The organism is Winogradskyella sp. 266wxhm, from assembly GCF_058964685.1.
Genome location: NZ_CM179559.1, coordinates 1744662 through 1769891, shown reverse-complemented (window position 1 = coordinate 1769891; position 25230 = coordinate 1744662). Strand labels below are relative to the sequence as shown.

At 32.7% G+C, this 25230-nt stretch carries 24 protein-coding genes and 1 tRNA gene; 6 read left to right on the top strand and 19 right to left on the bottom strand.

All coding sequences use genetic code 11. From position 1 onward, the window contains the following. Nucleotides 1–47: 47 nt before the first annotated feature. The 10 genes from AC2H4K_RS07705 to AC2H4K_RS07660 all read right to left on the bottom strand — a co-directional run bounded on the left by AC2H4K_RS07705 (nucleotide 48) and on the right by AC2H4K_RS07660 (nucleotide 12825). A complete protein-coding gene (locus AC2H4K_RS07705; protein WP_493743016.1) occupies nucleotides 48–893 on the bottom strand; it encodes a DUF4249 domain-containing protein in 846 nt (281 codons plus the stop codon). A gap of 4 nt (nucleotides 894–897) precedes the next feature. Next, on the bottom strand, nucleotides 898–3273 hold the full coding sequence (locus AC2H4K_RS07700) for a TonB-dependent receptor (RefSeq protein WP_493743015.1): 2376 nt from the start codon (nucleotides 3271–3273) through the stop codon (nucleotides 898–900). A gap of 193 nt (nucleotides 3274–3466) precedes the next feature. Beyond that, nucleotides 3467–4360 (bottom strand): LytTR family DNA-binding domain-containing protein, encoded by an 894-nt coding sequence (locus tag AC2H4K_RS07695; protein WP_493743014.1) that lies wholly within the window; start codon nucleotides 4358–4360, stop codon nucleotides 3467–3469. Between the two features lie 92 nt (nucleotides 4361–4452). After that, the gene (locus AC2H4K_RS07690) at nucleotides 4453–4989 is read right to left on the bottom strand and encodes an OmpH/Skp family outer membrane protein (RefSeq protein WP_331809011.1); all 537 of its coding nucleotides are present in this window, start codon (nucleotides 4987–4989) and stop codon (nucleotides 4453–4455) included. A 214-nt stretch (nucleotides 4990–5203) separates the two neighbouring features. Continuing rightward, complete coding sequence (locus AC2H4K_RS07685; RefSeq protein ID WP_331809010.1) at nucleotides 5204–6064, bottom strand: class I SAM-dependent methyltransferase; 861 nt, start codon at nucleotides 6062–6064, stop codon at nucleotides 5204–5206. Between the two features lie 74 nt (nucleotides 6065–6138). After that, nucleotides 6139–6318, bottom strand: a complete 180-nt coding sequence (locus tag AC2H4K_RS07680) for a hypothetical protein (protein ID WP_331809009.1) — start codon at nucleotides 6316–6318, stop codon at nucleotides 6139–6141. A gap of 72 nt (nucleotides 6319–6390) precedes the next feature. Continuing rightward, nucleotides 6391–8262 (bottom strand): tRNA uridine-5-carboxymethylaminomethyl(34) synthesis enzyme MnmG, encoded by a 1872-nt coding sequence (mnmG, locus tag AC2H4K_RS07675; protein ID WP_331809008.1) that lies wholly within the window; start codon nucleotides 8260–8262, stop codon nucleotides 6391–6393. Between the two features lie 83 nt (nucleotides 8263–8345). Then, nucleotides 8346–8756 carry an rRNA maturation RNase YbeY gene (gene ybeY / locus AC2H4K_RS07670; protein WP_331809007.1) on the bottom strand — a complete coding sequence of 137 codons (411 nt, stop codon included), beginning with the start codon at nucleotides 8754–8756 and terminating at the stop codon, nucleotides 8346–8348. Beyond that, nucleotides 8749–12348, bottom strand: coding sequence for a hypothetical protein (locus AC2H4K_RS07665; protein WP_493743013.1), 3600 nt, complete (start codon nucleotides 12346–12348; stop codon nucleotides 8749–8751). The genes ybeY and AC2H4K_RS07665 overlap by 8 nt, the downstream gene beginning before the upstream one ends. 117 nt (nucleotides 12349–12465) lie before the next feature. Further along, a complete protein-coding gene (locus AC2H4K_RS07660) occupies nucleotides 12466–12825 on the bottom strand; it encodes an immunity 22 family protein (RefSeq protein ID WP_281140738.1) in 360 nt (119 codons plus the stop codon). 134 nt (nucleotides 12826–12959) lie between these two features. On the opposite strand from AC2H4K_RS07660, the gene gltX reads away from it, so the two are divergent. Continuing rightward, the gene (gene gltX, locus AC2H4K_RS07655) at nucleotides 12960–14477 is read left to right on the top strand and encodes a glutamate--tRNA ligase (RefSeq protein ID WP_493743012.1); all 1518 of its coding nucleotides are present in this window, start codon (nucleotides 12960–12962) and stop codon (nucleotides 14475–14477) included. A gap of 79 nt (nucleotides 14478–14556) precedes the next feature. Here the strand turns inward: gltX and AC2H4K_RS07650 are convergent, their stop codons facing one another. Continuing rightward, nucleotides 14557–15234 carry a hypothetical protein gene (locus AC2H4K_RS07650; RefSeq protein ID WP_281140740.1) on the bottom strand — a complete coding sequence of 226 codons (678 nt, stop codon included), beginning with the start codon at nucleotides 15232–15234 and terminating at the stop codon, nucleotides 14557–14559. Between the two features lie 81 nt (nucleotides 15235–15315). On the opposite strand from AC2H4K_RS07650, the gene AC2H4K_RS07645 reads away from it, so the two are divergent. Then, on the top strand, nucleotides 15316–16251 hold the full coding sequence (locus AC2H4K_RS07645) for an SPFH domain-containing protein (protein ID WP_281140741.1): 936 nt from the start codon (nucleotides 15316–15318) through the stop codon (nucleotides 16249–16251). Then, a complete protein-coding gene (locus AC2H4K_RS07640; protein WP_281140742.1) occupies nucleotides 16244–16765 on the top strand; it encodes a hypothetical protein in 522 nt (173 codons plus the stop codon). The genes AC2H4K_RS07645 and AC2H4K_RS07640 overlap by 8 nt, the downstream gene beginning before the upstream one ends. 42 nt (nucleotides 16766–16807) lie before the next feature. Here the strand turns inward: AC2H4K_RS07640 and AC2H4K_RS07635 are convergent, their stop codons facing one another. Then, complete coding sequence (locus AC2H4K_RS07635; RefSeq protein ID WP_281140743.1) at nucleotides 16808–17014, bottom strand: hypothetical protein; 207 nt, start codon at nucleotides 17012–17014, stop codon at nucleotides 16808–16810. Between the two features lie 67 nt (nucleotides 17015–17081). Further along, nucleotides 17082–19079 (bottom strand): glutamine--tRNA ligase/YqeY domain fusion protein, encoded by a 1998-nt coding sequence (locus tag AC2H4K_RS07630; protein ID WP_281140744.1) that lies wholly within the window; start codon nucleotides 19077–19079, stop codon nucleotides 17082–17084. A gap of 89 nt (nucleotides 19080–19168) precedes the next feature. On the opposite strand from AC2H4K_RS07630, the gene AC2H4K_RS07625 reads away from it, so the two are divergent. The 3 genes from AC2H4K_RS07625 to AC2H4K_RS07615 all read left to right on the top strand — a co-directional run bounded on the left by AC2H4K_RS07625 (nucleotide 19169) and on the right by AC2H4K_RS07615 (nucleotide 19902). Beyond that, entirely contained in the window at nucleotides 19169–19369 is a 201-nt protein-coding gene (locus AC2H4K_RS07625; RefSeq protein WP_281140745.1) for a zinc ribbon domain-containing protein, read from the top strand. A gap of 45 nt (nucleotides 19370–19414) precedes the next feature. After that, the gene (gene folB, locus AC2H4K_RS07620; RefSeq protein WP_281140746.1) at nucleotides 19415–19786 is read left to right on the top strand and encodes a dihydroneopterin aldolase; all 372 of its coding nucleotides are present in this window, start codon (nucleotides 19415–19417) and stop codon (nucleotides 19784–19786) included. A gap of 45 nt (nucleotides 19787–19831) precedes the next feature. Next, a tRNA-Cys gene (locus AC2H4K_RS07615) sits at nucleotides 19832–19902 on the top strand. Here AC2H4K_RS07615 and AC2H4K_RS07610 read toward each other — a convergent pair. From AC2H4K_RS07610 to rnr, 6 genes are all read right to left on the bottom strand, one after another. Then, nucleotides 19893–20378 (bottom strand): hypothetical protein, encoded by a 486-nt coding sequence (locus AC2H4K_RS07610; RefSeq protein WP_281140747.1) that lies wholly within the window; start codon nucleotides 20376–20378, stop codon nucleotides 19893–19895. The two genes, AC2H4K_RS07615 and AC2H4K_RS07610, sit on opposite strands and share 10 nt — an antisense overlap. Nucleotides 20379–20470: 92 nt before the next feature. After that, nucleotides 20471–21154: a LysE family translocator gene (locus AC2H4K_RS07605; protein ID WP_281140748.1), complete on the bottom strand. Its 684-nt coding sequence runs from the start codon at nucleotides 21152–21154 to the stop codon at nucleotides 20471–20473. A gap of 47 nt (nucleotides 21155–21201) precedes the next feature. Continuing rightward, the gene (locus tag AC2H4K_RS07600; RefSeq protein ID WP_281140749.1) at nucleotides 21202–21873 is read right to left on the bottom strand and encodes a head GIN domain-containing protein; all 672 of its coding nucleotides are present in this window, start codon (nucleotides 21871–21873) and stop codon (nucleotides 21202–21204) included. A 5-nt stretch (nucleotides 21874–21878) separates the two neighbouring features. Continuing rightward, complete coding sequence (locus AC2H4K_RS07595; protein WP_281140750.1) at nucleotides 21879–22115, bottom strand: hypothetical protein; 237 nt, start codon at nucleotides 22113–22115, stop codon at nucleotides 21879–21881. 1 nt (nucleotide 22116) lies between these two features. Continuing rightward, entirely contained in the window at nucleotides 22117–22416 is a 300-nt protein-coding gene (locus AC2H4K_RS07590; protein WP_281140751.1) for a YbjQ family protein, read from the bottom strand. A gap of 72 nt (nucleotides 22417–22488) precedes the next feature. Beyond that, nucleotides 22489–24735 (bottom strand): ribonuclease R, encoded by a 2247-nt coding sequence (gene rnr, locus AC2H4K_RS07585; RefSeq protein WP_281140752.1) that lies wholly within the window; start codon nucleotides 24733–24735, stop codon nucleotides 22489–22491. Nucleotides 24736–25230: the final 495 nt, after the last annotated feature.

Here is a 25230-nt window from a genome sequence, read left to right as displayed (position 1 = left end):
ACGAGTTCAGATTGACAAAACATTAACTTTTCAAATAACCTCTTTTTTTATTCAAAAGTATAGGAAGTTACATTGACTTCCGTTAGCCTAAAATACCCAAAAGCATACTGTTCTGGGTTGGTAGGATTAATACAATTCCCTCTAATTAAAGCAGAGTTAGACGAAAACGGATCGCCACCACTGTAATACTGTTCTATCAATAATCTCATATAGTTGTAATACTGTTCGGAAATACCATAAAGCTCAATATCTACTATATCTCCAGGTTGAAATGCTGCTTCACCATTATCTTCATCATCATCTTTTTCAAAAAAATCATGAACCTCATTACCATTCACAAACTCGTCTGAAATATCTTCAAAATAAGGAAACAAATCTCCATCTTCATAATAACGAATAAGGTAATAGTTTTCTTCATCTACAGGGTCATCAAAATAGACATTCACCTCTAGTAATTCATCATCAAAACCTCCTTCAATACTTTGTGTAATACTATTGATGTCTGAAACGGACATTAATGTTTCGGTTGCTTCATAATTTTCGCCATTATAGCTAACCTCTAAATGATAAGTGTCTCCAATAACAGGCACAAAATTATCTATAGTATAACTGCCATCATTTTCATCTACAAAATTGAATATGGCACCCGAATTTAAATTTGTAACTGTAACCGTTGCTCCGCTAACACTTGTATCTTCACCTGTATTAAAATAAGGTGTAGACATGCTTAAGTTAATGGTTTGCTCGTTGCCTGCTGTGCCTTTTTCCCAATCTAAAGATGCTTCTATAACCAAACGTGGTTCGGCATTATTTACATCAACATCTATGACATCTTCGCACGATGCAAAAACAGTTAATGCAATTACTAGTAAGCTTTTTATATAGTTTTTCATGATGCTAAAATTTAAAGTTATAGGTTACCGAAGGAATGATTCCAAAAATTGAAATTCGAGTGGCTTCGTTTAATCCTGTTTGATTGTTTTGGTTAAAGCTAACTGAAGCGGCATTTCTTCTGTTATAAAGGTTGTAAATACCAAAAACCCACTCGCCTTTCCAACGTTTTTCATTGTCTTTGTTTGGGGTGTACGTTGCCGAAATATCTAATCTATGATATGAAGGCAAACGATCCTCGTTTCGGTTAGAATATGTTGCAATAGACAAGCCTTCGTAAGTATATTGTCCGTTAGGATAGGTTACAGGACGACCCGTTTGGAACACAAAATTAGAACCAAACCTCCATTTATCACTGAGTTTGTAAGATCCTGTTAAGGAGATATCGTGTGTGCGATCGTAAGGCGTATTGTACCAATCGCCATTATTTATTCCTGGTCCGCCAGCATTTCCTCCTAAAGCACGTTGTTCGGACTTTGATAAGGTATATGCTAACCAACCTGTAAAATTGCCTTTGTTTTTTCGAAATAAAACTTCTAAACCGTAGGCTCTTGCTTCACCGTTTAATATTTCGGTTTCAATATTATTGTTTCCTATTAAATCAGAGCCATCAATATAATCTATGCGATTGTCAACTGTTTTGTAGTAGGTTTCCAGCTCTAAAGTATAAGCATTGTCTTTAAGGTTTTTGTAATATCCTAAAGCAAACTGATTAGATATCTGAGGCTTTATATACTGTCCACTTGGTGTCCAAACATCCAGAGGTGTTACCGAAGCTGTATTAGATAAAAGATGTAAATATTGTGTAGATTTAGTATAACTGGCTTTTATTGAAGAGGCTTCATTAAGCTGATAAGAAACGCCTAATCTTGGTTCAAAATTTCCAAAGGTTTTTATGCTTTCACCCTTGTTGTAATACGTTTCACTTTCTGCTTCTCCACGTTCGTAAATGCCTAAATCACTATTGTAAATTACAGGTTGGTTGTTGACATAAGTCTTCATGCTTTGTCCACCCAATCTCGAAAAAGTGCTGTAACGTAAGCCATAATTGAAAGCCAATTTTTCAGAAATTTGATGCTCTGCACTTATGTAAGCTGCACCTTCAAAAGCGCGCTTTTCGTCTAACTTTAAATAGTTAATTGCAGAGGTTTCAGAAGATGGTCTTACTTCACCAGGATTAAGGTTATAAGTTAAACCGCTAATGCCAAAATCTAACGTAAGGTCATTGTTTACGTAGTAGCCTAAATCATATTTTACATTGAAATTGGTGATGTCTGCATTCCAATCTAATTCAATAAAATCTAGTAAAATTCGATAATCGTATTTGCTATAGATGAAAGATAAATTAGAAAATAACTTGTCGTTAAACACGTGGTTCCAACGCAAGTTTCCTGTCGCATTACCGTAGTTATTTTCAATGACTTTAGACAAATTGAAAATATCACGACCAAAATAACCCGATAAATACAAACGGTTATTTTTATTGATTTCGTAATTGGTCTTCAGGTTAAGGTCGTAGAAAGATATTTTATCGTCTTTAACATCTTCAATAAGTGGCATAAACAAATGTGCATAAGACGCTCTACCAGCTATTAAAAATGATCCTTTATCATTAAAAATTGGCGATTCTGCGGTCAATCTACTTGAAATTAAACCTATACCTCCAGTCAATCCAAATTGTTTGCTGTTGCCATCTTTTTGCCTGACGTCGAGCACAGAAGATACTCTGCCCCCATATTTTGCCGGAATATCCCCTTTATACAACTTAATGTTTTTAATAGCATCTGCATTGAATACCGAGAAAAATCCGAAGAAATGGGACGTATTATAAATTATAGCTTCATCTAAAAGCACCAAGTTTTGATCGGCTGCTCCACCTCTTACATGGAATCCTGCAGAACCCTCACCATTGTTGGTAACTCCAGGCAGTAACTGAATAGATTTTACAACATCAACCTCACCTAAAACCGCTGGCATTTCTTTAATTGTATTAGCGTTAAGTTTCGCTACGCTCATTTGTGGCTTTCTAATACTAACCCTTTCAGACTCTTCTGCTACAATTACAATTTCATCTAGAGATGTTGCCGTCTCTTCTAGTTCAAAATCTAGCTTTTGATCTTTGTTTAATGAAATTTCTCGTGTTATGGACTTAAAACCTATAAAGGATACAACCAAAGTATAAGTGCCTTCCGGAGCGGTTAAAGAGAAAAAACCGTACTCGTTTGTCGTTGCACCATAATTGGTGTCTTTTAAGTAAACGGTTGCACCTAAAAGCGTTTCACCGTTATTAAGGTCTTTAATGGTTCCGCTTATACTATACTGTTCTTGAGCCTGACACAAAAAGCCTGTAAATAGGAAAATGACTAAACATAAATGTTTCATTAGTGATTGTTCTGTTTTTTGATTGATAAAATTAAGGTTTGAAATGGTATGAAATTCGATTTTTACTTTATGTCTTTGTTAACGCAAATAAATTTCAAATATTAGCGAAACACGCTATGGAGACGCTTATTTGGTGCGAATTGTTACAACTTTGGAGTGAAAATCTTAAAAACAAACTTAAAGCTAAAACTTATTAGGCTTCAAAAGCCTTCTTAATTGCTTCTGAAAATGATTTTGAAACCGGAATTTTCACTTTAGAATCAGAAGTCTCAATAATTAAAAAAAGCTTTCCACTAATCTTTTTCATGCTATTCACCTTGAGCAAATTTACCGCAAAAGATCTATGACATTGCTCAATAGGCAGATCTTCTGTTTGTAAAAGAATATGTTTTAATCGGTTTCTTATGATGTGTTTTTTAACATCGTCAGACTTACCATAATATACCAAAACATATTGATTACTAGATTCTAAGTACAATATATCCTCTAGATTTAGTTTTAAATCTGGGTGATTATTTTCATCATAGAAAACGACTTGTTTTGTGGTGTCTAACGTAGTGAAACGTTCCTTAAAATTCTTAAGCCGATGATCTAATTCTTGTATTTCAGATTGCATTTGTATAATTGCGACATATACCACACTTCCTAGGAAAGGAAACAATAAAATCATCAGCACTTTTGGGTACATTTTCAACTGAAACCAAATATTAAGTTCTTGTTCAAAATCATTACCTAGATCTGGAATGATAAAGGAAAGTCCTAAGTTGATAACTAACAATAATAGGGCTTCAAAAAGTACCCAATACAAGTATTTTTTATTATTAACTTTTTGATAATCAAAAACTTGCCTCAAAACAAACTGAGATAAACCTAAAGCTAAAAACGTACTGATAGCTATAGAAAAGAAGAATAAAAACTTATGAAAAGTAGGATTTGCTGGGTTGGACATCTCTTCTGAGATGCCGTAGGGTTGAAAGAAAAGCAGAAAAACATGAGAAAATACAACAGCGCTTACAATGTAAATCCATTTAGACCTTTTATCGTTAAAGTAGAAAAACGGCTGTTCTAAGAATTCACTAATTTTCATTACTTTATTGAGTTAATCAACGAACTTAAAAACAAAAAAGCCAGATGTTTATTGTATCATCTGGCTAATTCTATTATTCTTTAGTCGAAAGTTTATTCTTTTTCTTTGCTTTCTTCTACTTCTTTACTATCTCCATTTAAAGCCTTAATCACAGCATCAGTTATGTCTTTATCTTCTGCTCCGTACATTACGCTTCCTGCTTCATTAGCACCAAGAATAAAAGTGTATCCGTTCTTTTTTCCGTAATCCTTTACAAAAGCTTTAACTTGTTTAACTAAAGTATCTATTTCTTTCTGTCCTTCTGCTTTAAGCAATTTTTCTTCGTTACCTAATTGGTAATCTTGCATCTGCTTTTTCTGAACCAGAGCTTGATATTCTTGCTCGGCTTTAGATTGATTCATTTTTTGGGCTCTAGTTTGAAAAGCTTGAGCCTCCATTTGGATTGCTTTATCTAAACTATCTGCTTTTTTATTGAAAGCATCTATTTTAGTTTGAAACTTAGCTTCAAAATTCTTTTTCTTGTTAAACTCCTTTACAACTTTTGCATTATCTACAAAAGCTATTTTATCTTGTTTTTGGCAAGATGTAAAAATCGCTAAGGTTACTAAAGCAACAACTATTTTTTTCATGATATTAATCTATTATTGTTTTTTGCAAATGTAAAAAAGTTAACCTGTGATTTTCATTATTTTTTATATATAAATAAATCTTATAGTTAGATCTATCTATTATTTTAAAAATCTATAAAAAACAAGCTCAAATAAGGCGTTTTAAGCGCTTTTATAATTTTAGCAACCCAATTACCTTGTTCAACAAGAGATGCAAGACACAGATTACCTAATTCTAATTATTTTTAGATTTTAGGACATAAATATGGGAAGAATACTCCTTTGTACGATTTCCTTTGAGATTTGAACGCCATCCTATCCAAAAAGCTTTAATGGGATTCATAAAACCAGATTTGTATTTTTCTGAAAGTAGACTCACATAGTAAGCATCAAATTTCATTGGTAAGATTTTTACCAATTTTAATTGTTCCTCGTGAAACAATTTTTCAATCGATGTTTTTGAAAAATGCCAAAGATGTCTCGGCACATCATAAGCCGCCCAAAAGTTTTTATAATATTGCGCATCATAACTTTTAAAGTTTGGAACTGCAATTACCAAAGTTCCGTTTGGTTTTAATAAATGCTTAAAAAGCTTAACGTGCATTTCTAAATCTGGTAAATGTTCTAAAACATGCCAAAGTGTAATAACATCGAAACTGTTCTCTTTTAAAGTTTCTAAATGTTGTATATCGAAAACCGAATTGTTTGTTTTAGAATTTGCAATCGCTCTTGCTTGTTCGTTTGGTTCTACTCCAACAACAATCCAACTATTGTTTTTTGCGATTTCTAAAAAATCGCCTGTACCACATCCAACATCTAAAAGTGTTTTTTCTTCAGATTGAAATGAATTAATCAGTTTCAATTTTCGTTTTAAAGAAATCGTTCTGACTAAATGATACACTTTTTCAAACAGATTTCGCTTGGCGTCTGTGTGAGAAATGTAGTCTTCGCTTTTGTAATATTCTGAAAGTTTTTCGCCTTGAGGTTGTGGAAATGTTTCCAACAGATCCAATGTCTCATTATGCAATAATTGAAATTCCTCTCCAGAAATGGAATGGTCTTTTACGGTTAGATATGTTGGTTTTTCTTTTAACACTAAATCAGTTTTAGATTCCTGCCTTCGCAGGAATGACAGCAAGCAAAAAAAACACTTAACGCTGTTTTATTTAATTATAAATCAATAAAAAGATAATTAGCAATTCTTTTATCTAATTTAGATTTCAAACACTTTCTGTGACAAAGAAAACCTTGCTCTTCTACTGCGTCAATATTATCTTTAACGGAAAGGCTTATAGCCTCTTTAACGAGTACTGATTTTCCACAAAAACAACAAACTGCTTCTTTATTCACTAATGCTAACTTGAACGTTCCACGTGGAACATATATGTTTTAATTTTTGAGACTCCTGCTTTTGCAGGAATTTTATCTACCCAAATACACCAATAAAACTGAAATATCATTAGGCGATACTCCACTAATTCTTGATGCTTGCGAAATGGTTACTGGCTGAATTTCGGTTAACTTTTGTCTTGCTTCCATACTCATAGATTTCAGTTTAGAGTAATCAAAGTTAGATGGAATTTTTACATTTTCAAGACGGTTTAACTTATCTGCATTATTCTTTTCCTTTTCAATATAACCAGCATATTTAACCTGAATTTCGGTTTGCTCTATAATTTCAGAATCTAAATTGTTCTCAGAAATATAAGCATCTACTGAAGCTACTTTTTGCATATCTTCAATCGTGATATTTGGTCTCGCATACAACTTAAACATCTTGTCTTGCTGCTTCACTTTAGCAGAATCTTTTGATTCTAAAATCGGATTTATTTCATCTGGCGTTACACTGGTATCCTTAAAAAACTGAACGAAATTTGAAGCTTTTGATTGCTTCTCTTCCATTCGTTTTAATCGCTTTTCAGAGGCTAAACCAAGTTCGTATCCCTTAGGTGTTAATCTAAAATCTGCATTATCTTGCCTTAAAAGCGTTCTATATTCTGCACGAGATGTAAACATACGATAAGGCTCTTCTGTACCTTTTGTAATTAGATCATCTATTAAAACACCGATATAAGCTTCATCTCTTTTTAAGGTAAATGGATCGCGCTCTTGTACTTTTAAGCTCGCATTTATACCTGCAATTAACCCTTGAGACGCTGCTTCTTCATAACCTGTTGTTCCGTTAATCTGACCAGCAAAATATAAACCCTCAACCAACTTTGTTTCCAAAGTATGCTTTAATTGTGTAGGTGGAAAATAGTCGTATTCTATCGCATAACCAGGTCTAAAAAACTTCACATTTTCAAAACCGGCTACAGAACGCAAAGCATTAAACTGAACATCTTCTGGTAAGGATGTTGAGAAGCCATTCACATAAACTTCAACTGTATTCCAACCTTCTGGCTCTACAAATAATTGATGTCTGTCCTTATCAGCAAAACGATTAATCTTATCTTCTATTGATGGACAATAACGAGGTCCAACACTTTTAATTCTACCATTAAACATTGGCGACCTATCAAACCCTTCTCGAAGTAAATCGTGCACTTCTGGACTTGTGTAAGTCATATGACAAGAACGTTGTTCAGTCAAAGGTTTTGTAATATCTAAATATGAAAACTTCTCTGGATTTTCATCACCAGGTTGTTCAATCATTTTAGAATAATCTAAGGACCTGCCATCTACTCTTGGTGGCGTTCCTGTTTTCATTCTCCCAGAATCGAAACCAAGTTTAATAAGGTCTTCTGTGATTCCTGTAGCAGCTCTTTCTCCTGCTCTACCTCCACCAAAGTTTTTGTCACCGATATGAATTAAACCATTTAAAAAAGTACCATTTGTAAGCACAACAGTTTTGGCTTTTACTTCTATTCCTAAAGAAGTTTTTACACCAACTATTTTGTGATTTTCTATAATTAAACCAGACACCATTTCTTGATAGAAATCGAGATTCGGTGTTTGCTCCAACAACAACCTCCAGTCCTCAGCAAAACGCATTCTGTCGGATTGAACTCTAGGACTCCACATTGCAGGTCCTTTAGATTTATTAAGCATCTTGAATTGAATTGCAGAGGTGTCGGATACAATTCCGCTGTAACCACCAAGCGCATCAATTTCTCGCACAATTTGACCTTTTGCAATTCCACCCATTGCAGGATTACAAGACATCTGTGCAATATTTTGAAGGTTCATTGTAATTAACAACGTCTTACTTCCCATATTGGCAGCAGCAGCAGCAGCTTCACTTCCTGCGTGACCTGCACCAACTACAATTACATCGTAAACTTCATTAAACATTGTTGAATATTTTTAATGTTCCACGTGGAACAATTAGAATTTCATTAAATTTAAACGTGCAAAGATACATCGAAAACACAAGACTAAGAACGCGTACTCAAATAGTAGTCTTCCTTAGAACGCATCAGCTTAGCATCTTCTTCACTCTTGTCTTTATATCCACAATAATGTAGAATCCCGTGAATCATTACTCGTGCCAATTCATCTTCAAAAGTCACATCAAAATCTTTGGCATTATCTTCTACACGTTCTACTGAAATGTAAATATCACCGTGTAGTTCTTTTCCTACTGAATAATCAAAGCTGATGATGTCTGTTAACGTGTCGTGATTTAGAAAATCGACATTGATTTTATGTAAATAATCATCGGAACAGAAGATGTAATTCAATTCTCCTTCTTTACAATTTTCTGAATTGATGGCTTTAGAAATCCACTCTAAAATCTTGGTTTCATTCTCTAGTTTAAAATCGGTTTCGTAATTAAAACTAATCATTGCTTTTGAAATACTCTTGAATCTTTTTCTTAAAATGATTTTGCAAAGGTAGTGCTTGGCGATTTAAGATTTCAGTAGTGTTGAAGTATTCTTTTGCAGTGTTAATTTGATTGGCATTATTGTCATTGAAATCTTTAGTATTGGTTTCAGATTTACGCTTGGTATCTTGTCCTTGCATAAAGGTTGCGTTTTCTAATTTTAAAAGTTGATGTTGTAAATTCATCATCTTTTGAAGTGTTTGATTGGTGAAACCTGAATTCAATAGATCCAATTCTATATCTTCCATTTGCTTTATCAATTCACCAGCAGATTGAATAGTGCCATCATTAGACAACCTATCTTCTAATGCTTGACGCAACTGTTGTTGTCTTTGGTAAATTTTAAAAAGCTCAGCGTTTTGTTCTTCTCTTCCACCTTCACCGTAACCATCATTTTCTTCTCCATCACCATCAGAATTTCCGTTGCCACCATTACCAGATTTACCATTCTTACCTTCTTTACCTTGTTTACCTTGTTCTCCTCCTTCACCATTTTGGTTTCCTTCACCATTCTGTTGACCATTTTTTCCATTCTGTCCACTCTTACCTTGTTGATCACCGCTTTGTCCATTTTCACCACTTTGACCACTTTCTCCTTGTTGACCTTGCTGTCCTTCCTGACCTTGCTTACCAGATTCTTCACCTTTTCCCTGTTCACCTTCTTTGCCTTGTTCTCCAGGTTTTTCACCTTCACCTTCTTTACTCCCATCCTGATTTTTCTTGACTCCTTCTTCCATTTGCTTGTTAAGCTCTTCTTGACTCATTATAATATCTGGAAGTTGTTGACCTTGGCCACCACCAGAACCCATGGATGGATTCATTTGCATTTCCATATTATCTAAAACATCACTCAAGAAACTCGCTAATTCATTAGTAGCAGTAATAGCATATTGTTGAGACGACACACCTTGATAAATACGATTCTCTGTAAACTGACCTAAAGCTTTATCAATATTGAAATATACATCTGTTATTTGCGTATTGACTTGTTCTGAAATCTTTGGCTGTCTTAGAGACAAAGCAAATAAGCTATCATCTATATGCTCAAAATGTTCTCTGAGATTGCTCTGTTGAATGATATATTTTCCATACTTATTGTTATTGATGTCTATGCCATCAAAAGTATTCATAAGTGCTTCTTGGTCGAAAGAATACAATAATAGGTTCTCAAGTATCTTGCGAAGCATTTCTACATCTTCAGCCGTTTGATCTCCTCCACCTCCTCCACCAGACATAGACTGCATCATCATTTCACTCATTTGCATCATTTTCTTTGCTGCCTTCTTTTGTCTATCTTGAGCCTTCTGTTGTTGCTGTTCTGATTCTTTTGAGTCTTCTTTACTGTTTTCTTTCTCTTCTAAAGCATCTTTAGCTTCCTTTTGATCAAACTCTATCTCATCTTCCAAAAACTCATCTCTAGGCACATCTGTTGGCTTCTGAAGTTGTCTATCATCTTGTTTTAGTTCATCTAAATCTTTCTGTAAATCTTCAAACTTTTTATTAAGCTTTTCTTGAGCTTGTTTATTGTTTTCTTCTTTGCTTTTTTCTGATAATTCTTTTTGCTCTTCAGACAACTGTTGAAGTTGATTAGCTATTTTTTCTGTTTTTTTCATCACGTAGAAACGCTTAGTCAACTCTAAAAGTTGTTGCATACTACGTTTCTTGTTTTTATTCTGTTTCGCTAATTCTTCTAGTTTTTGGGTGAACTCTTCTTTATTAATTTTATCCTTCAACTGCTCCAACTCCTCTAAAAGTTTTTCGTCTTTTTTGAGTTGTTCTTCATTTTCCTTTAAGCGTTCTTTTAGGTCTTCTTTGAACTCATCTTTATCCTTCTTTTCTTCCTGAAATTCTTCAAGATTTTCTTGGAGTTTCTTGTTGAAGTTCTTCATCAACTGTTCTTGTTGCTTCTGACGCTTAAGAAAATCTTCAAACTTCTTTTTATCATTGAAATTAAGCTCCTGCTTTTCCTTTTGGGTTTTAGAAAACTCTTCTAGCTTTTTGTCTTGCTCATCTAACTTTTCAAAAGTCTTTCCTATATCTTTTATAGTTTCATTCTGCTCATTTAATTGTTTCTGCTCCTCTTCGTCCTTTGTTAATTTTCTATAACTGAAAATGCTACTCTTGGTACGTTTATAATTATGAATGGCATCATTATCAAAAACTTCAAAATACAATTGATAACTTACTCCTTCCTCTAAATTGAATTGGTTTGGAAACGCACTGACAAATTCAGCAAAATTAGATTTGGAAATACTAATTGGCTCAACCACTTTTTTAGAATCATCATCGGAAGGATAATAGACTAAATTCAATTTTGTTAATCCATAATCATCATTAGCTTGTCCGTAGAAATAAAGTGTTTGATTGTCTAAAGAATCCTTTTGAACTTTAATATTTAACTCTGGATAGACGTCTTTTACAACATTGATATTATAAGCCAAATTTTCATAATCACGTAAATCCTTATTACTAGTGCTTATGCTATAATTATAGTTTTTATATAATCGTTTTGAAGCTTCAAAATCACCATTATCACTAGGCTTAAAATTCAAAGTGTCTTCTGCATAGATATGTACTGCAGTCGTTGATTTTGTCTTGGCTCTCCATGTTACATTAGTGCCTTCTGGTATCACAGCCGAACCTGTACTTTTTAAAACCTCATCTTGTTTTTTAGTGTGTACAGGATAATCTAGCACCATTTCAAAATTCACCAAATTTGGTGTATTAACCACATTCAGTTTATACGTTTTTGAAACCACACCATTGGCTTCTAAAGTAAATTCGATAGATGTTTTAGGAATGCTAAATGTATACTGAAACTCACCTGGTGCCACTTGTTGTAAAAAGTACGTTTGACCATTGAATTCTATTTGCGCATTCTCTGGAATAACCTCACCAACTGTTGAAACATTAAGTTTAAAATCCTTATTTTCAATAGCTTGTAAGGATTCGTTAACCACAAAAAATTGAAATGGAGCTTGAGGTTCGTAAGCTGTTTTATAATTTACAACACGCTCGTAACTATCACTAAACCAGTTGATTTTACCTGTAAGATATGATAAAACAATAATCACAACAGGAATAGCCGCATATTTAAGATACTTGGTATTGGATTTAAAATTGATAGCCGACTTAAACGGAATAGGTTGCAATTCTTGCGATTTTTGCTCAATACTAGCAATCAATAAATCGGATTGATGCGGATTTTGGTTGAGTTGAAGAACATTAAGCAACTTGTCATTTACCTCAGGAAAATGATTTCCTATTAATTTTGAAGCGGTATCATAACCTATTCCCTTTCTTATTTTAAATAGATGTGCCAAAGGAATGGCTATAAATTTTACAAAAAGCCCTACCTCTACTGCAATAAACACCCAAAAAAGTATGGTTCTTGCCGTCGGATTAAGCCACAACACATATTCTACAAACAAGGTTATTAAAAGATATAATAATCCTATAGCAAAAAACAAGATTACTCCTTTAAGCAACTCATTGGTATAGTAGCGTTTAATAAATTGCTCTAACTTATGTTTTATGGTTTCAAAATTGCTCATATACTAATCTAACAGACTAAACTACAATTTTATTTTATACGGAATTATTGAAAAGTGATAAGATTCTGTTAATGGCTAGTTATTATTGTTAAAACTAAAGACTGTTACTTATAAACATTACTCTATTGTGTAATCATAAGTTCCTATATATTTTAAAACTTCAGATTTGCGAATTCCATTATTAAATTGAAAATTGTAAAGACATATCACAGAATTTATTCCTTCGCTTAAAATAGGTAACTGATTAATAAAAGATTCAGCATAGGAAAATCCATTAATTTTTTGAAATAAATCGTTATTCTGATCATTAAAATCTACCTCTTGAAATTGTGGATCTATATAATCAATATTGAAGTCATTCATAAATGAAGAAGTTGAATCTCCTTCTTCATCAAAAACCTCTTGAACATATTCCTTTAATGCTTCTTCACTATTAAATTTCCCAACCCAAATAGATACTTTGCCTTCTTTTTCCATATTTCTTTTTTTTATAAAACTACTGAATAATCTATTTTCTTTGCTAGCAAATCATATCAGATTATCTTTGCACAAGATTCTGAAATAACACTTCGACAAGCTCAGTGTGACAGTTCAGTTATAAAAATAGAGAAATGTCAAAAAAAGTACGTGTGCGCTTTGCGCCTAGTCCAACAGGACCTTTACATATTGGTGGTGTAAGAACTGCTTTATTCAATTATTTATTTGCCAAAAAACACAATGGTGATTTTGTGTTACGTATAGAAGATACAGACCAAAACCGTTATGTAGAAGGTGCAGAAGATTATATTGTAAAATCCTTAAACTGGTGTGGCATTCCGTTTGATGAAGGCCCAGGTAAAAACGAAAAATTTGGTCCTTACAGACAAAGCGAACGTAAGCATTTGTACAAACAATATGCAGATCAATTGATTGCTGAAGGTAAAGCCTATTACGCTTTTGATACTTCTGAAGAACTTGATGCACATAGAAAACAACACGAAGCGGAAGGCAAAACTTTTATTTATAACTGGCACAATCGTGAAAAAGGACGTTTGGTAAATTCTTTGGTACTTTCTGAAGAAGAAACCCAAGCAAAGATTAATGCTGGTGAAGATTATGTGGTCCGTTTTAAATCTCCGCAAGATGAAACTTTACACTTAAAGGATATTATTCGTGGCGATATTTCTATCGATACTAACATTCTTGATGACAAGATTTTGTTTAAAAGCGATGGTATGCCAACCTATCATCTCGCTAATATTGTGGATGACCATTTAATGGAAATTACACACGTAATTCGTGGTGAAGAATGGTTACCTTCTTTAGCATTACACAAATTATTATATGATGCTTTTGGTTGGGAAGCTCCAGAATTTGCGCATTTACCTCTAATATTAAAACCAACAGGAAAAGGAAAATTAAGTAAGCGTGATGGTGATAAATTAGGTTTTCCTGTATTTCCATTAGCTTGGACTGACCCAAAAAACAACGAGGTTTCTAGAGGTTATAAAGAAGATGGCTATTTTGCTGAAGCTGTTGTTAATTTCTTGGCCTTTTTAGGCTGGAATCCTGGTACTGAGCAAGAAATTTTCAGTTTAGAGGAATTAGTTGCTGCGTTTGATCTTTCTAAAGTTAATAAGGCTGGAGCGCGTTTTGATCCTGATAAAACCAAGTGGTTTAACCATCACTACATGCAACAGCAGTTAGATTTGGATCTTGCTGAAGAATTTCAAACTAAAAATATCTTGTTGAAAGATATTGATGTGAACTACATTGCTTTGGTGGTTGGGTTAATTAAAGAGCGTGCAACATTTGTAAGTGATTTTTGGGAGCTAAGTCATTTCTTCTTTGTGTCACCAACAGACTATGACGAAAAAGCCTCTAAAAAAGCTATAAAAGAAGATACTGAAGACCTTCTTAAAAAAGTTGTAGAATTAGTGAATAACACTGAAGATTACACCGTAGAAAATCTTCAAACAAACATAAAAGGTTGGATCACTGATAATGGAATTGGTTTTGGAAAAGTAATGATGCCATTGCGTTTAGCTTTGGTTGGAGCTTTACAAGGGCCAGATGTGTTTGATATTATGTATATGATTGGTAAAACAGAAACTGTTAAGCGTATTGCCGCTTTAGTGAAGACAATTTAAAAATTTAATTAGATAATAAAAAAACGTGATTATAATTAAAATATAATCACGCTTTTTTCATTTACAGTAAACTCGTTAATCAAAACGAAACCAATAAGGAGAATACAAACATAGATTGGTTACCTTCAAATCTATCACCATTGTTTAGATTAAAGTTGTTATCATTAAGTTTATTTAAAGTATTTAAAAAGCCATAAATGTAATGTGCTCTTACTCTAAAATGATTTGTGCCTGCTGAAAGGCCAACAAGTCCATTGATATTAAATCTTGAAATATCTTTAATATCCTTAGCGGAAAGATTATCGTAACCTGTTATGATGTTATCTTCTTTTGATTCATCATCAAGTTTTAGTTTGCTATTGTACTGTACCATTGGGCCAGCATCAATAGTGAGATACTTTTTAATTAATTTCAAATGACCTAAAAAGGAAATCTGAGCCATCATCACTTTATATTCTATAAACTCTTCAGATCCTAAAGTTCCTGACGGACTAGAACTAATTTCAACTGTGTTTTCAGCAAATTGAATGTTATAACTTAGGTTATACCATTTATGAGGTATATCTACAGCTGCTGTTAATCCACCAATGTAGCCTGTGCCCTGCTTTGTTTCAAAATTATCAGTAATAATATCAAATTGCGTGATACCACCTTGAAGACCAATGGTATTTTCAATTTTATAGCGTCTTTGAGCATTCATTTTTGTAACAAAACCTATACAAATGACTACTAATAAGATGTATTTGAGTTTTTTCATGATTATTCAGATGAATTACAAACAAATATAGTTTAAATTAGTACGAACATTTATTTCTAACCATTACCTAAATATTTATTTATGGATTTTCCGATTTTCTTAATTCCAATTGTATTTTTTGGACTCGTTATTTTAATTTCATCTTTCTTTATTGTAAAGCAACAAACTGCAGCAGTTGTAGAGCGTTTTGGGCGTTTTCAATATATAGCACAATCGGGTTTAAGATTAAAAATTCCTTTAGTAGATCGTATCGCAGGTCGTTTGAGTTTAAAAATTCAACAGTTAGATGTTATTATAGAAACCAAAACCTTGGATGATGTTTTTGTGCGTTTAAAAGTTTCTGTTCAGTATAGAGTTATCAGTCAGAAGGTTTATGATGCTTTCTACAAACTAGACTATCCGCATGAACAAATTACATCTTACGTATTTGATGTGGTACGTGCTGAAGTGCCTAAGATGAAATTAGATGACGTTTTTGTTAAGAAAGATGATATTGCATTAGCTGTAAAAGCTGAATTAAATGATGCGATGCTAGACTATGGTTTTGATATCATTAAAACCTTAGTTACAGACATTGATCCTGACGCACAAGTAAAAGCGGCAATGAACCGTATTAACGCTTCTGAACGTGAAAAAATAGCTGCTCAGTTTGAAGGCGATGCGCAACGTATTTTAATTGTTGAAAAAGCCAAGGCTGAAGCTGAAAGTAAACGTTTACAAGGTCAAGGTATTGCTGATCAAAGACGTGAAATTGCAAGAGGTTTAGAAGAATCTGTAGAAGTTTTGAATCGTGTTGGTATTAATTCACAAGAAGCTTCTGCCCTAATTGTTGTAACACAACATTATGACACGCTTCAATCATTAGGTGAAGAAACTAATAGTAACTTAATACTTTTACCAAACGCACCACAAGCTGGTAGCAATATGCTTAACGAAATGGTAGCTAGCTTTACGGCAAGTAACCAAATAGGTGAAGCTATGAAAGAAGCAAAAAACAAAAAGAAAGATAATGAATAAACTCAGAAACCTACTTCTAATACTATTTTTAGCAACAACTGTGAATGTCTTTTCACAGAATAAAGAAGATGCTTTAAAAGACGCTAAAACGATTTCTAAAGCTACCCTAGCCTATGATTTTGATACGGTATTAAAGTATACTTTACCAAAAGCTTTAGAAATGATGGGAGGTAAAGAAGCAGCTAAAGAAATACTAACTTCAACTTTTGAGGGTATGACATCTCAAGGTTTTAAATTTGAAAAGCATGAAGTCATTGGTGTTTCTGATGTTGTTAAAGAACAAAATCAATACCGATGCGTTGTTGAAAGCTATGGGCAAATGGTAATGCCTGGACAGCGTATAAAAACTAAAAGCTATCTTGTTGGTATCTATAACGATGAAGGTAAACATTGGTGGTTTATTGAAGCAAAGCAATTAAAAAATGAAGCTGTCGCTGATCAACTTTTACCTGGCTTTGAAACGGCTTTAGAATTAAAAGATGATGAAACCGAAGTCGAACCGATAGTAGACTAATAAAAAAAAGCCTCGAAGTAATTTTTCGAGGCTTTTTTATGTTTAGTTTTCTTTGTACTTCTCAATCATTTCCTTCAATTGATCTAGATAATTTTTTAAATCTTCTTCATCCAATTTAGCTGAATCATTAGCTCCTTCGGGAAGTGTGCTTCTTGTTTCATCTAGATATTTTTGAAGTTCAGGATAATTGTCTTCAATATCTCTAGTTACCGTTGAAATTTCTGTAAGTATTTTTTGTGTGTTATCCATAATATTTTCGCATTTAGGCAAAAAGTTAATGAATAACCTAAAAAATCCCTCTCAATGAATTGTTAAATTACAATTTTGAGGCTTCTTCAACCAATAACTTATTTCTATCTTCTAACGCTTTGTTGATAAACTCATTAATCGCTTCATTTTTTTCTAAGCCATTTTTAAGTAAAACACCTAGCGCAATCATAGTGATAATACGTGTACCGCTTTTCTTAACCGAAGTATTAAAAAGTGGCTCTACATCTTCATAAGATACGTCTTTAGCTAATTCTAAAATCTCTGCTTTTGCTTTTGCTCTGGCATCGTCTGGCATTCTATCGTACTTTTTACCAAAAGACTTAATTTGCTCTATTGCAGGACGATTATTGGTTTGCTTTTGAGGCTGATTCTGGTTTTGTTTTGGTGCTTGTTTTGCCCAACTATCACGTAAACCAACGGTTTTATTAAATACTAAGGCGCCCGATTTAGAATCGTCATCCACATTAAAATACCCTAAACGTTGAAACTGAAACTGCTCTCCTACTTTAGCTTCTTTTAAACTTGGCTCAACAAAAGCATTGATGATGTTTAAAGAATTTGGATTTAAAAATTCCATAAAATCTTTACCATCATGACTGTCTGGCGCTTCGTCCATAAACAATCTATCATATTCTCTAACTTCAGCTTTTACAGCATGTTTTATAGAAACCCAATGTAGCGTTCCTTTTACTTTTTTAGAGGTATCTGTATCATAGGTACAATGTACTTCGGTAATATTGCCTTCAGCATCTTTTACAACGCTTTCAGCTTTGATGATATAGGCATTTTTTAAACGTACTTCTCCACCTAATTTCAATCTAAAAAACTTGCTTCCAGCTTCTTCTTTAAAGTCTTCTTTTTCGATATAAATTTCTTTTGAAAAAGGCACTTTTCTAGATCCAGCACTATCGTCTTCTGGATTATTTTCTGCTTCTAACCATTCTTCTTTATCATCTGGATAGTTAGTAATTACCACTTTTAAAGGATCTAAAACCGCCATAACACGTGGTGCAGTTTTATTTAAATCCTCACGAACACAAAATTCTAAAAGTGCCACATCAATGACGTTTTCACGCTTTGCAACACCTACTTTTTCTATAAATTGTCTAATCGAATTTGGTGTATAACCTCTACGACGTAACCCAGAAATTGTTGGCATACGCGGATCGTCCCAACCAGAAACGACCTTCTCTTCTACCAATTTAAGCAACTTACGTTTACTCATAATGGTGTAAGACAGATTTAAACGGGCAAATTCGCGCTGTTTTGGCTGCATTGGATAGGTTTCCTTAGAATAGTCATAAACTTGCTCTTTAAACCAATCGTAAAGCTCTCTATGAGGTTTAAATTCTAAAGAACATAAACTGTGACTAATTTGCTCGATATAATCACTTTCGCCATGCGTCCAATCGTACATTGGATAAATGCACCAATCGTTTGCTGTACGGTGATGATGTTTCTTTAAAATACGATACATAATAGGATCTCGCATTAACATATTAGGATGTTGCATGTCTATTTTTGCACGTAAAATATGTTCACCTTCGTTGAATTCGCCATTTTTCATGCGTTCAAAAAGGTCTAAATTTTCTTCTACAGATCGGTTACGATAAGGACCATCTACACCAGGTTGTGTTGGTGTTCCTTTTTGTTCTGCCATCGCTTCAGAGGATTGACTATCTACATACGCCTTTCCGTCTTTAATCAATTGTACAGCCCAATCGTATAACTGCTGAAAATAATCTGAAGAATACAGTTCGTTTTCCCATTGGTAACCTAACCAAGCCACATCTTTTTTAATAGCATCTACGTATTCTTGCTCTTCTTTTGCTGGATTAGTATCGTCAAATCTAAGGTTAACAGGCGCATTGTACTTTAGTCCTAAGCCAAAACTAATACCAATAGCTTTGGTATGACCAATGTGTAAATAGCCGTTTGGTTCTGGCGGAAAACGAAAGCGTAGCTTATCTTTTTCTAAACCATTAGATAAATCTTCTTCTATAATATGCTCAATAAAATTGAGTGATTTTGTTTCTTCAGACATTGCAAAAAATTAAAGTGCAAAATTACATAATTTGTAACATTAAAACATTATTACGTACTTATAGAATGAACTAAAAAAACTTAAATAGAATGAATTACAAATGTCCAAAATGTGATAATACAACTTATGAACTTGATGAAATGAGAGCAACAGGCGGAACCTTCTCAAAAATCTTTGATGTTCAAAACAAAAAGTTTACCTCTGTAACTTGCAAAAAATGTACTTATACTGAGTTTTTTAAGGCTAAAACCAGTGCTATGAGTAATATTTTTGACTTTTTTACAAATTAAAGATTCCTGCCTTCGTAGGAATGACAGAAGGTTTATCTTTGCATCATGGGAACAATTAAAGTTGAAAATATCCGTGTATTTGCTCATCATGGTTGTTTAAAAGAAGAAACGGCTATTGGTAGTGATTACCGTGTAGATTTAGAAGTAAAAGCTGATCTTAAAACTTCTGCTGAAACTGATGAATTAAAAGATACTGTAGATTATGTTTTCTTAAACAAAGTCGTACGAGAAGAAATGTTTAAGCCTTCTAAACTTCTTGAAACTGTTGCTCAGCGCATATTAACACGTATTTTTAACGAAGATAAATTAGTGACTAAAGCTACTGTTTCTGTGAGTAAAATCAACCCTCCTATTGGTGGTGATGTTGAAATGGTAACGATAAAACTAACTGAACGGCGAAAAAACAAATTGGGATAGTGTAGAAACGCATATAATTTTTATATTTGCTGTCCTATTAAAAATGGCGTCTTGACCGAGTGGCTAGGTAGAGGTCTGCAAAACCTTGTACAGCGGTTCGAATCCGCTAGACGCCTCTAGAGAAACCTTCAACTTTTGTTGAGGGTTTTTTATTTTCTCTTAAAAAATAATCTATCACCACAAAAAAAGAAGCCATCAACATGCCTAAAGTAAGTATGAGAGAACCGTAAGGCCAATGATGAATTCTTAGTAATAGACCAAGTAAAATAAAAATTACAATTATTGACACAAAAGTGTAGTATATCACTTTTGAAATTTTACCACCTTTTATACTTTTTGAAGTAAAATAAGTAATTCCTTCTTCAATAAACCACCAAGCAAAAAGAACTAATGGAATATAAGATGTAAATTCAGGTAGATAAAATAAATGTAAACCTGAAGATATATAATTTATACACCATGTGATTACTAAAAATAATTTGAGGTAATCTAATCTTACTTTTTTGTCCTTAAGAATAAATCTTAACGAATACATCACCAAAATACCTACTATTGGATATAAAACTAATATGTTTCCATAGGGCCAATGCATAATTTTAAATAGTGAACCAATAATGAGTAATGAGAAACAAAACCTAAGTAATAAACTGAATTTTTTAGTTTTATTTTCTTCCACTATGTTATCTAATCTAAAGGATTAATCTGCTCAAATTTATCTTTTAAAAGCTTTTTTTCATCAGGAAATAAACCTTGTACCAGAAGTAACACACCAAAACCTAAAATTACAAGAGCAATAATCTTTTTTGTTTTGAAAATACGACGCGGTGTTAACTTATTTTTTAAGCGTTTAGCAGCAGCAATTTTTATTAAATCTACAAGGAAATACGTAACTAACATTGTTGCTATAAAAATAACAACACCATTATCTGAACTGGTTAAAGATGTACCAATAACAATAAATCCTAACCAACCTAAAAGCACACCAATATTAATAAAATTGAGTAAAAATCCTTTGATAAATAACTTACCGTAGTTTTTTCTAACAAGTTCTATTCTATGATGTTCCCTTACAATGGATCTGAAGGATTTAGATGTTTTTATAAAAGAAATAATGCCATAAACCACTAGCAAAACACCACCAAAAATTAAGAAATTAGGATCGTCCTTAATCTTTTCTACAAGCTTATTGGTACTAAAAAAGGCTAAAGCAATAAAAACAATATCTGCTAAAATAACACCTAAATCAAATATAATAGCACTTGTAAACCCTTTGGTAGCACTAGTTTCGAGGAGTACAAAAAAAACGGGACCAATAGTAAAGGCTAAAATAATACCAAATGGAATGGCTCTTATGATGTCTTCAAACATGTAAATCTTGCGGTTTACACAAATGTATGAAAACTAACAGGAAAATATTACATACGTTTAATAGTTCCTCCTAATACCTTGCTTTCATCAATTTCTTTAGGGTTACCATAAATGTAAATATTACCACCAACTTTAATTTTTGCTTCAACATATTCTGTAGCATGGATGTATACTTCACCACCTGCTTTAACACTAGCTTCTGCTCTAGAAGTCACTAACTCTCTTCCATCAAATTCTCCACCAGTATTTACAGAAACATCTTGATTTTTGGATGTACCTGAAACATTAATTATACCTCCTGTTACTGCTCTAAAATTAGCGTAAGTCGTTTTTATATCAGCATCTATTTCAGCTCCTTCTTGTGCTTTTAAATCAATTTCATACTGAGAGATAGTGTCTTGCACTTCTACTTTTGCTCCTTCATTAGCATCAATGATATCTATGCTTGTGTAATATAATATGACTACTGTATCATTACCATCATAACTCTCTTCAATATTCATTCTTATTTTGAGTAGTCCATTTTTGTTAATTAGCTCAACATCATTTTTATTATCACCAGATATTACCGCTTTATTTTCGTCAGATTTAATCATTTTAAGATTGATTAAATCGAACACTTTTACAGTGGAAAATTCACCTAATGATTTTTCAATAGTGTCTTGTGCTGAAGCAGTTACAGTGATTGTAAAAAACAGCATATATAAGAAATGTTTCATAGTCTTTATTTTAAAGTTATTACCTTTTTACTAAATAACCATTTTAGTTGAATTTCATCTCCAGAGCGCTTTCTAACAACTCGTCTTTGAGGTGATAATAGTACTGTTAATACAGCTGAAATCATTACCAAAACATAGTTATTGATACTTGGAAACATATATTGAATTAAAAATCTAACAACCATATACGTAACGAAAAAAATACCGAAAACGTACAGATTGGCTTTTGTAGTGGTTTTCATCTTATTCTACAACTTTAACTGCGGTTCCGGTTACCGAAACCATAGCATAATTATTGTTTGCTAATTCTATTTCAACTTTTATACCAACAATGGCGTTAGCTTCTAATTTTAAGGCATTTTCTTGTAATTTCTGAAATGCTTTTTCCTTGGTAATATCTACACTATCACTTACAGATTTATAATATTTTGAAACACTAAAACCCATGGAGAGTTTAGTTTCATTCATAGCGACACCAGTTACAATGCCTAAATAATTTATTATTTTAAAACCTTCAATGGAATTTGTTGTGGTTAAAATCATAACTTATAATTTCAATTATTTCTTAACATCAAATATAAGATGGTTAACTAAATTTAGTATGTGAAATTGTTTTTATTCTTCTTCATTATCAGCTTTACCAACCATATAAAAATCGAGATGTTTTTTCACTAAATCCGTACTTTTCACTTTTACAATGACTTCTTCTCCCAATTGATACATCGTATGTGTATTTTTTCCAATCATAGCAAAATGTTCTTGGTCAAAGTAATACATATCATCTTTCATATCTCTTACACTTACCATACCTTCACACTTATTGGCTTCAATTTCAACATAGATTCCCCAATCAGTAACACCAGAAATAACACCTAAAAATTCTTCATCTTCATGATCTTGCATAAAACGAATTTGCATGTACTTAATAGAATCGCGTTCAGCTTTTGTAGCTAAATATTCCATATTACTACTATGCTTACATTTTTCTTCGTAAATCTCTTCGTTAGCAGAATCTCCTCCATCTAAATATTGCTGTAATAAACGATGTGCCATAACATCTGGATAACGACGAATTGGCGATGTAAAATGACTGTAATAATCAAAAGCTAAACCGTAATGTCCAATATTATGCGTGGTATATTCGGCTTTTGCCATTGTTCTGATAGTTAGCGTATCTACTAAATTCTGCTCTTTTTTTCCAACGACATCTTTTAAAAGGTTGTTTAAAGAGGAAGCAATACTATTTCTATCCTTAAAATTAAGTTTATGCCCAAAACGAGAAACTACTGTTTGAAGCTGCGCTAATTTAGATTCATCTGGTTCATCATGAACACGGTAAACAAATGTCTTTTTAGGGTTTTTCTTTCCAACAAACTCAGCTACTTTTTTGTTAGCTAAAAGCATAAATTCTTCAATAAGTTTATTGGCATCTTTACTGGTTTTAAAGAATACTCCAATTGGATTAGCTTCTTCATCCAAATTAAATTTCACCTCAACTTTATCAAAAGAAATAGCTCCATGTCGCATACGTTGCGATCTCATTTTTTTTGCTAAACGATCTAAAACCATAATAGCTTCTGCGATTTCAGGTTTGGTATTATACTGCTCACCAGAAAGTGATACTTCTTTTGGAATTTTGGTATCTAACTTAGATGCTTCGACTGAGCCAAGCGAGACTTTAGGATTATTTTCAATAACTGCTTGTGCTTCCTCATAAGCAAAGCGTGCATCAGAATAGGTTACTGTTCTACCAAACCATTGGTCTTTTATTTCACATTTATCATTCATCTTAAAGACTGCAGAAAACGTGTATTTTTCTTCATGAGGTCGTAACGAACACGCTCCATTAGATAAACGTTCTGGCAACATTGGTACGACGCGATCTACCAAATAAATGGATGTAGCACGTTCATATGCTTCATCATCTAATATGGTTCCTGGTTGTACATAATGTGATACATCTGCAATATGTATTCCTATCTCGTATAAGCCATTTTCTAAAACTTTAAAGGATAATGCATCATCAAAATCCTTAGCGTCTTTAGGATCTATGGTAAAGGTTAAATCTTTACGCATATCACGACGCTTGGTAATTTCTTCTTCAGTAATAGAAATATCTAAATTATTAGCATAATTTTCTACTTCGTAAGGAAACTCGTGTGGTAATCCATACTCAGCTAAAATAGCATGAATTTCTGTTGAGTGTTCTCCAGGTTTACCTAAAACCTGAACTACTTTTCCATAAGGAGAATCTGCTTTTTCTGGCCAATCTTCTAGAGAAACTAAAACTTTATCACCATCTTCTGCTTTATTAATTTTATTAATAGGTACAAAAATATCAGTGTACATTTTTGTACTGTCAGCAACTACAAAAGCAAAATTCTTTTTATCGTGAATTTGGATAGTACCAACATATTCAGATTTAGCACGTTTTAAAATGTTTGTAATCTCACCTTCTTGCTTACCTCTATGTTTTCTTCTGTAAGCATAGAATTCTACTTCATCACCATCTAGAGCTTTGTTTATATTATTAGAGGCTACAAATACATCTTCTTCAAAATCATCTGAAATAATATAACCGTTTCCTTTAGAACTTAAATCTAAAATACCTGTGTAATATTCTGTAGTTACAACGGCTTTAAATTTGCCTCTTTCTACTTCTTCTATGTCTCCCTTAGCTTTTAGTTGCGCTAATTTCTTTATAATTTGATTTCTGCTACTAGCATCATTAACACCAAGTTTAGCAGCAATTTGTTTATAGTTAAAAGTCTTGTTTCTTTCTTTTTTTAAAATACTAAGAATTGTATTTGTAAGGTTGGAAATCTTGTTCTTTTTAGATTTTCCTTTTTTCTTTCTTGTCATTTAATTTTGTAATAAAATTCATTATCATTTGTCATTAAGAGTGTAACTAATAATCTCTTTATAGCGAGATTTCCTTGTTTTGACTTCTGCAGGTTCAGTCTGACAACTCATAATAACATTGTCATTTATAACTTAATAAAGGTGGAAGTGAAGTTATTAAGTTTATTACAAAGCTACACTATTAAAATTTAATAGTGTTTAATAAAGGTTAAATAAATGAAAAATCACTTATTCACAATTATATTATATACTATCATTCTTTTCTTTTAAAATTTAAAAAAAAATGATGTTTATTATTGTTTGTTAATTGTTAGTATAACTTTCTTTAATTTTACTTTGATAACTTGTAATTTACATTCTATTACAGTTTAGTTAACACTAATTTTACATGTAAACCCTTTATTTTAAAGGAAATTAAAATAGATATTAACAGCTGTTAATAGTGAATGTTAATAGAAAAATTTTATATTTTTTTACTGAATCACTGTTGATTTT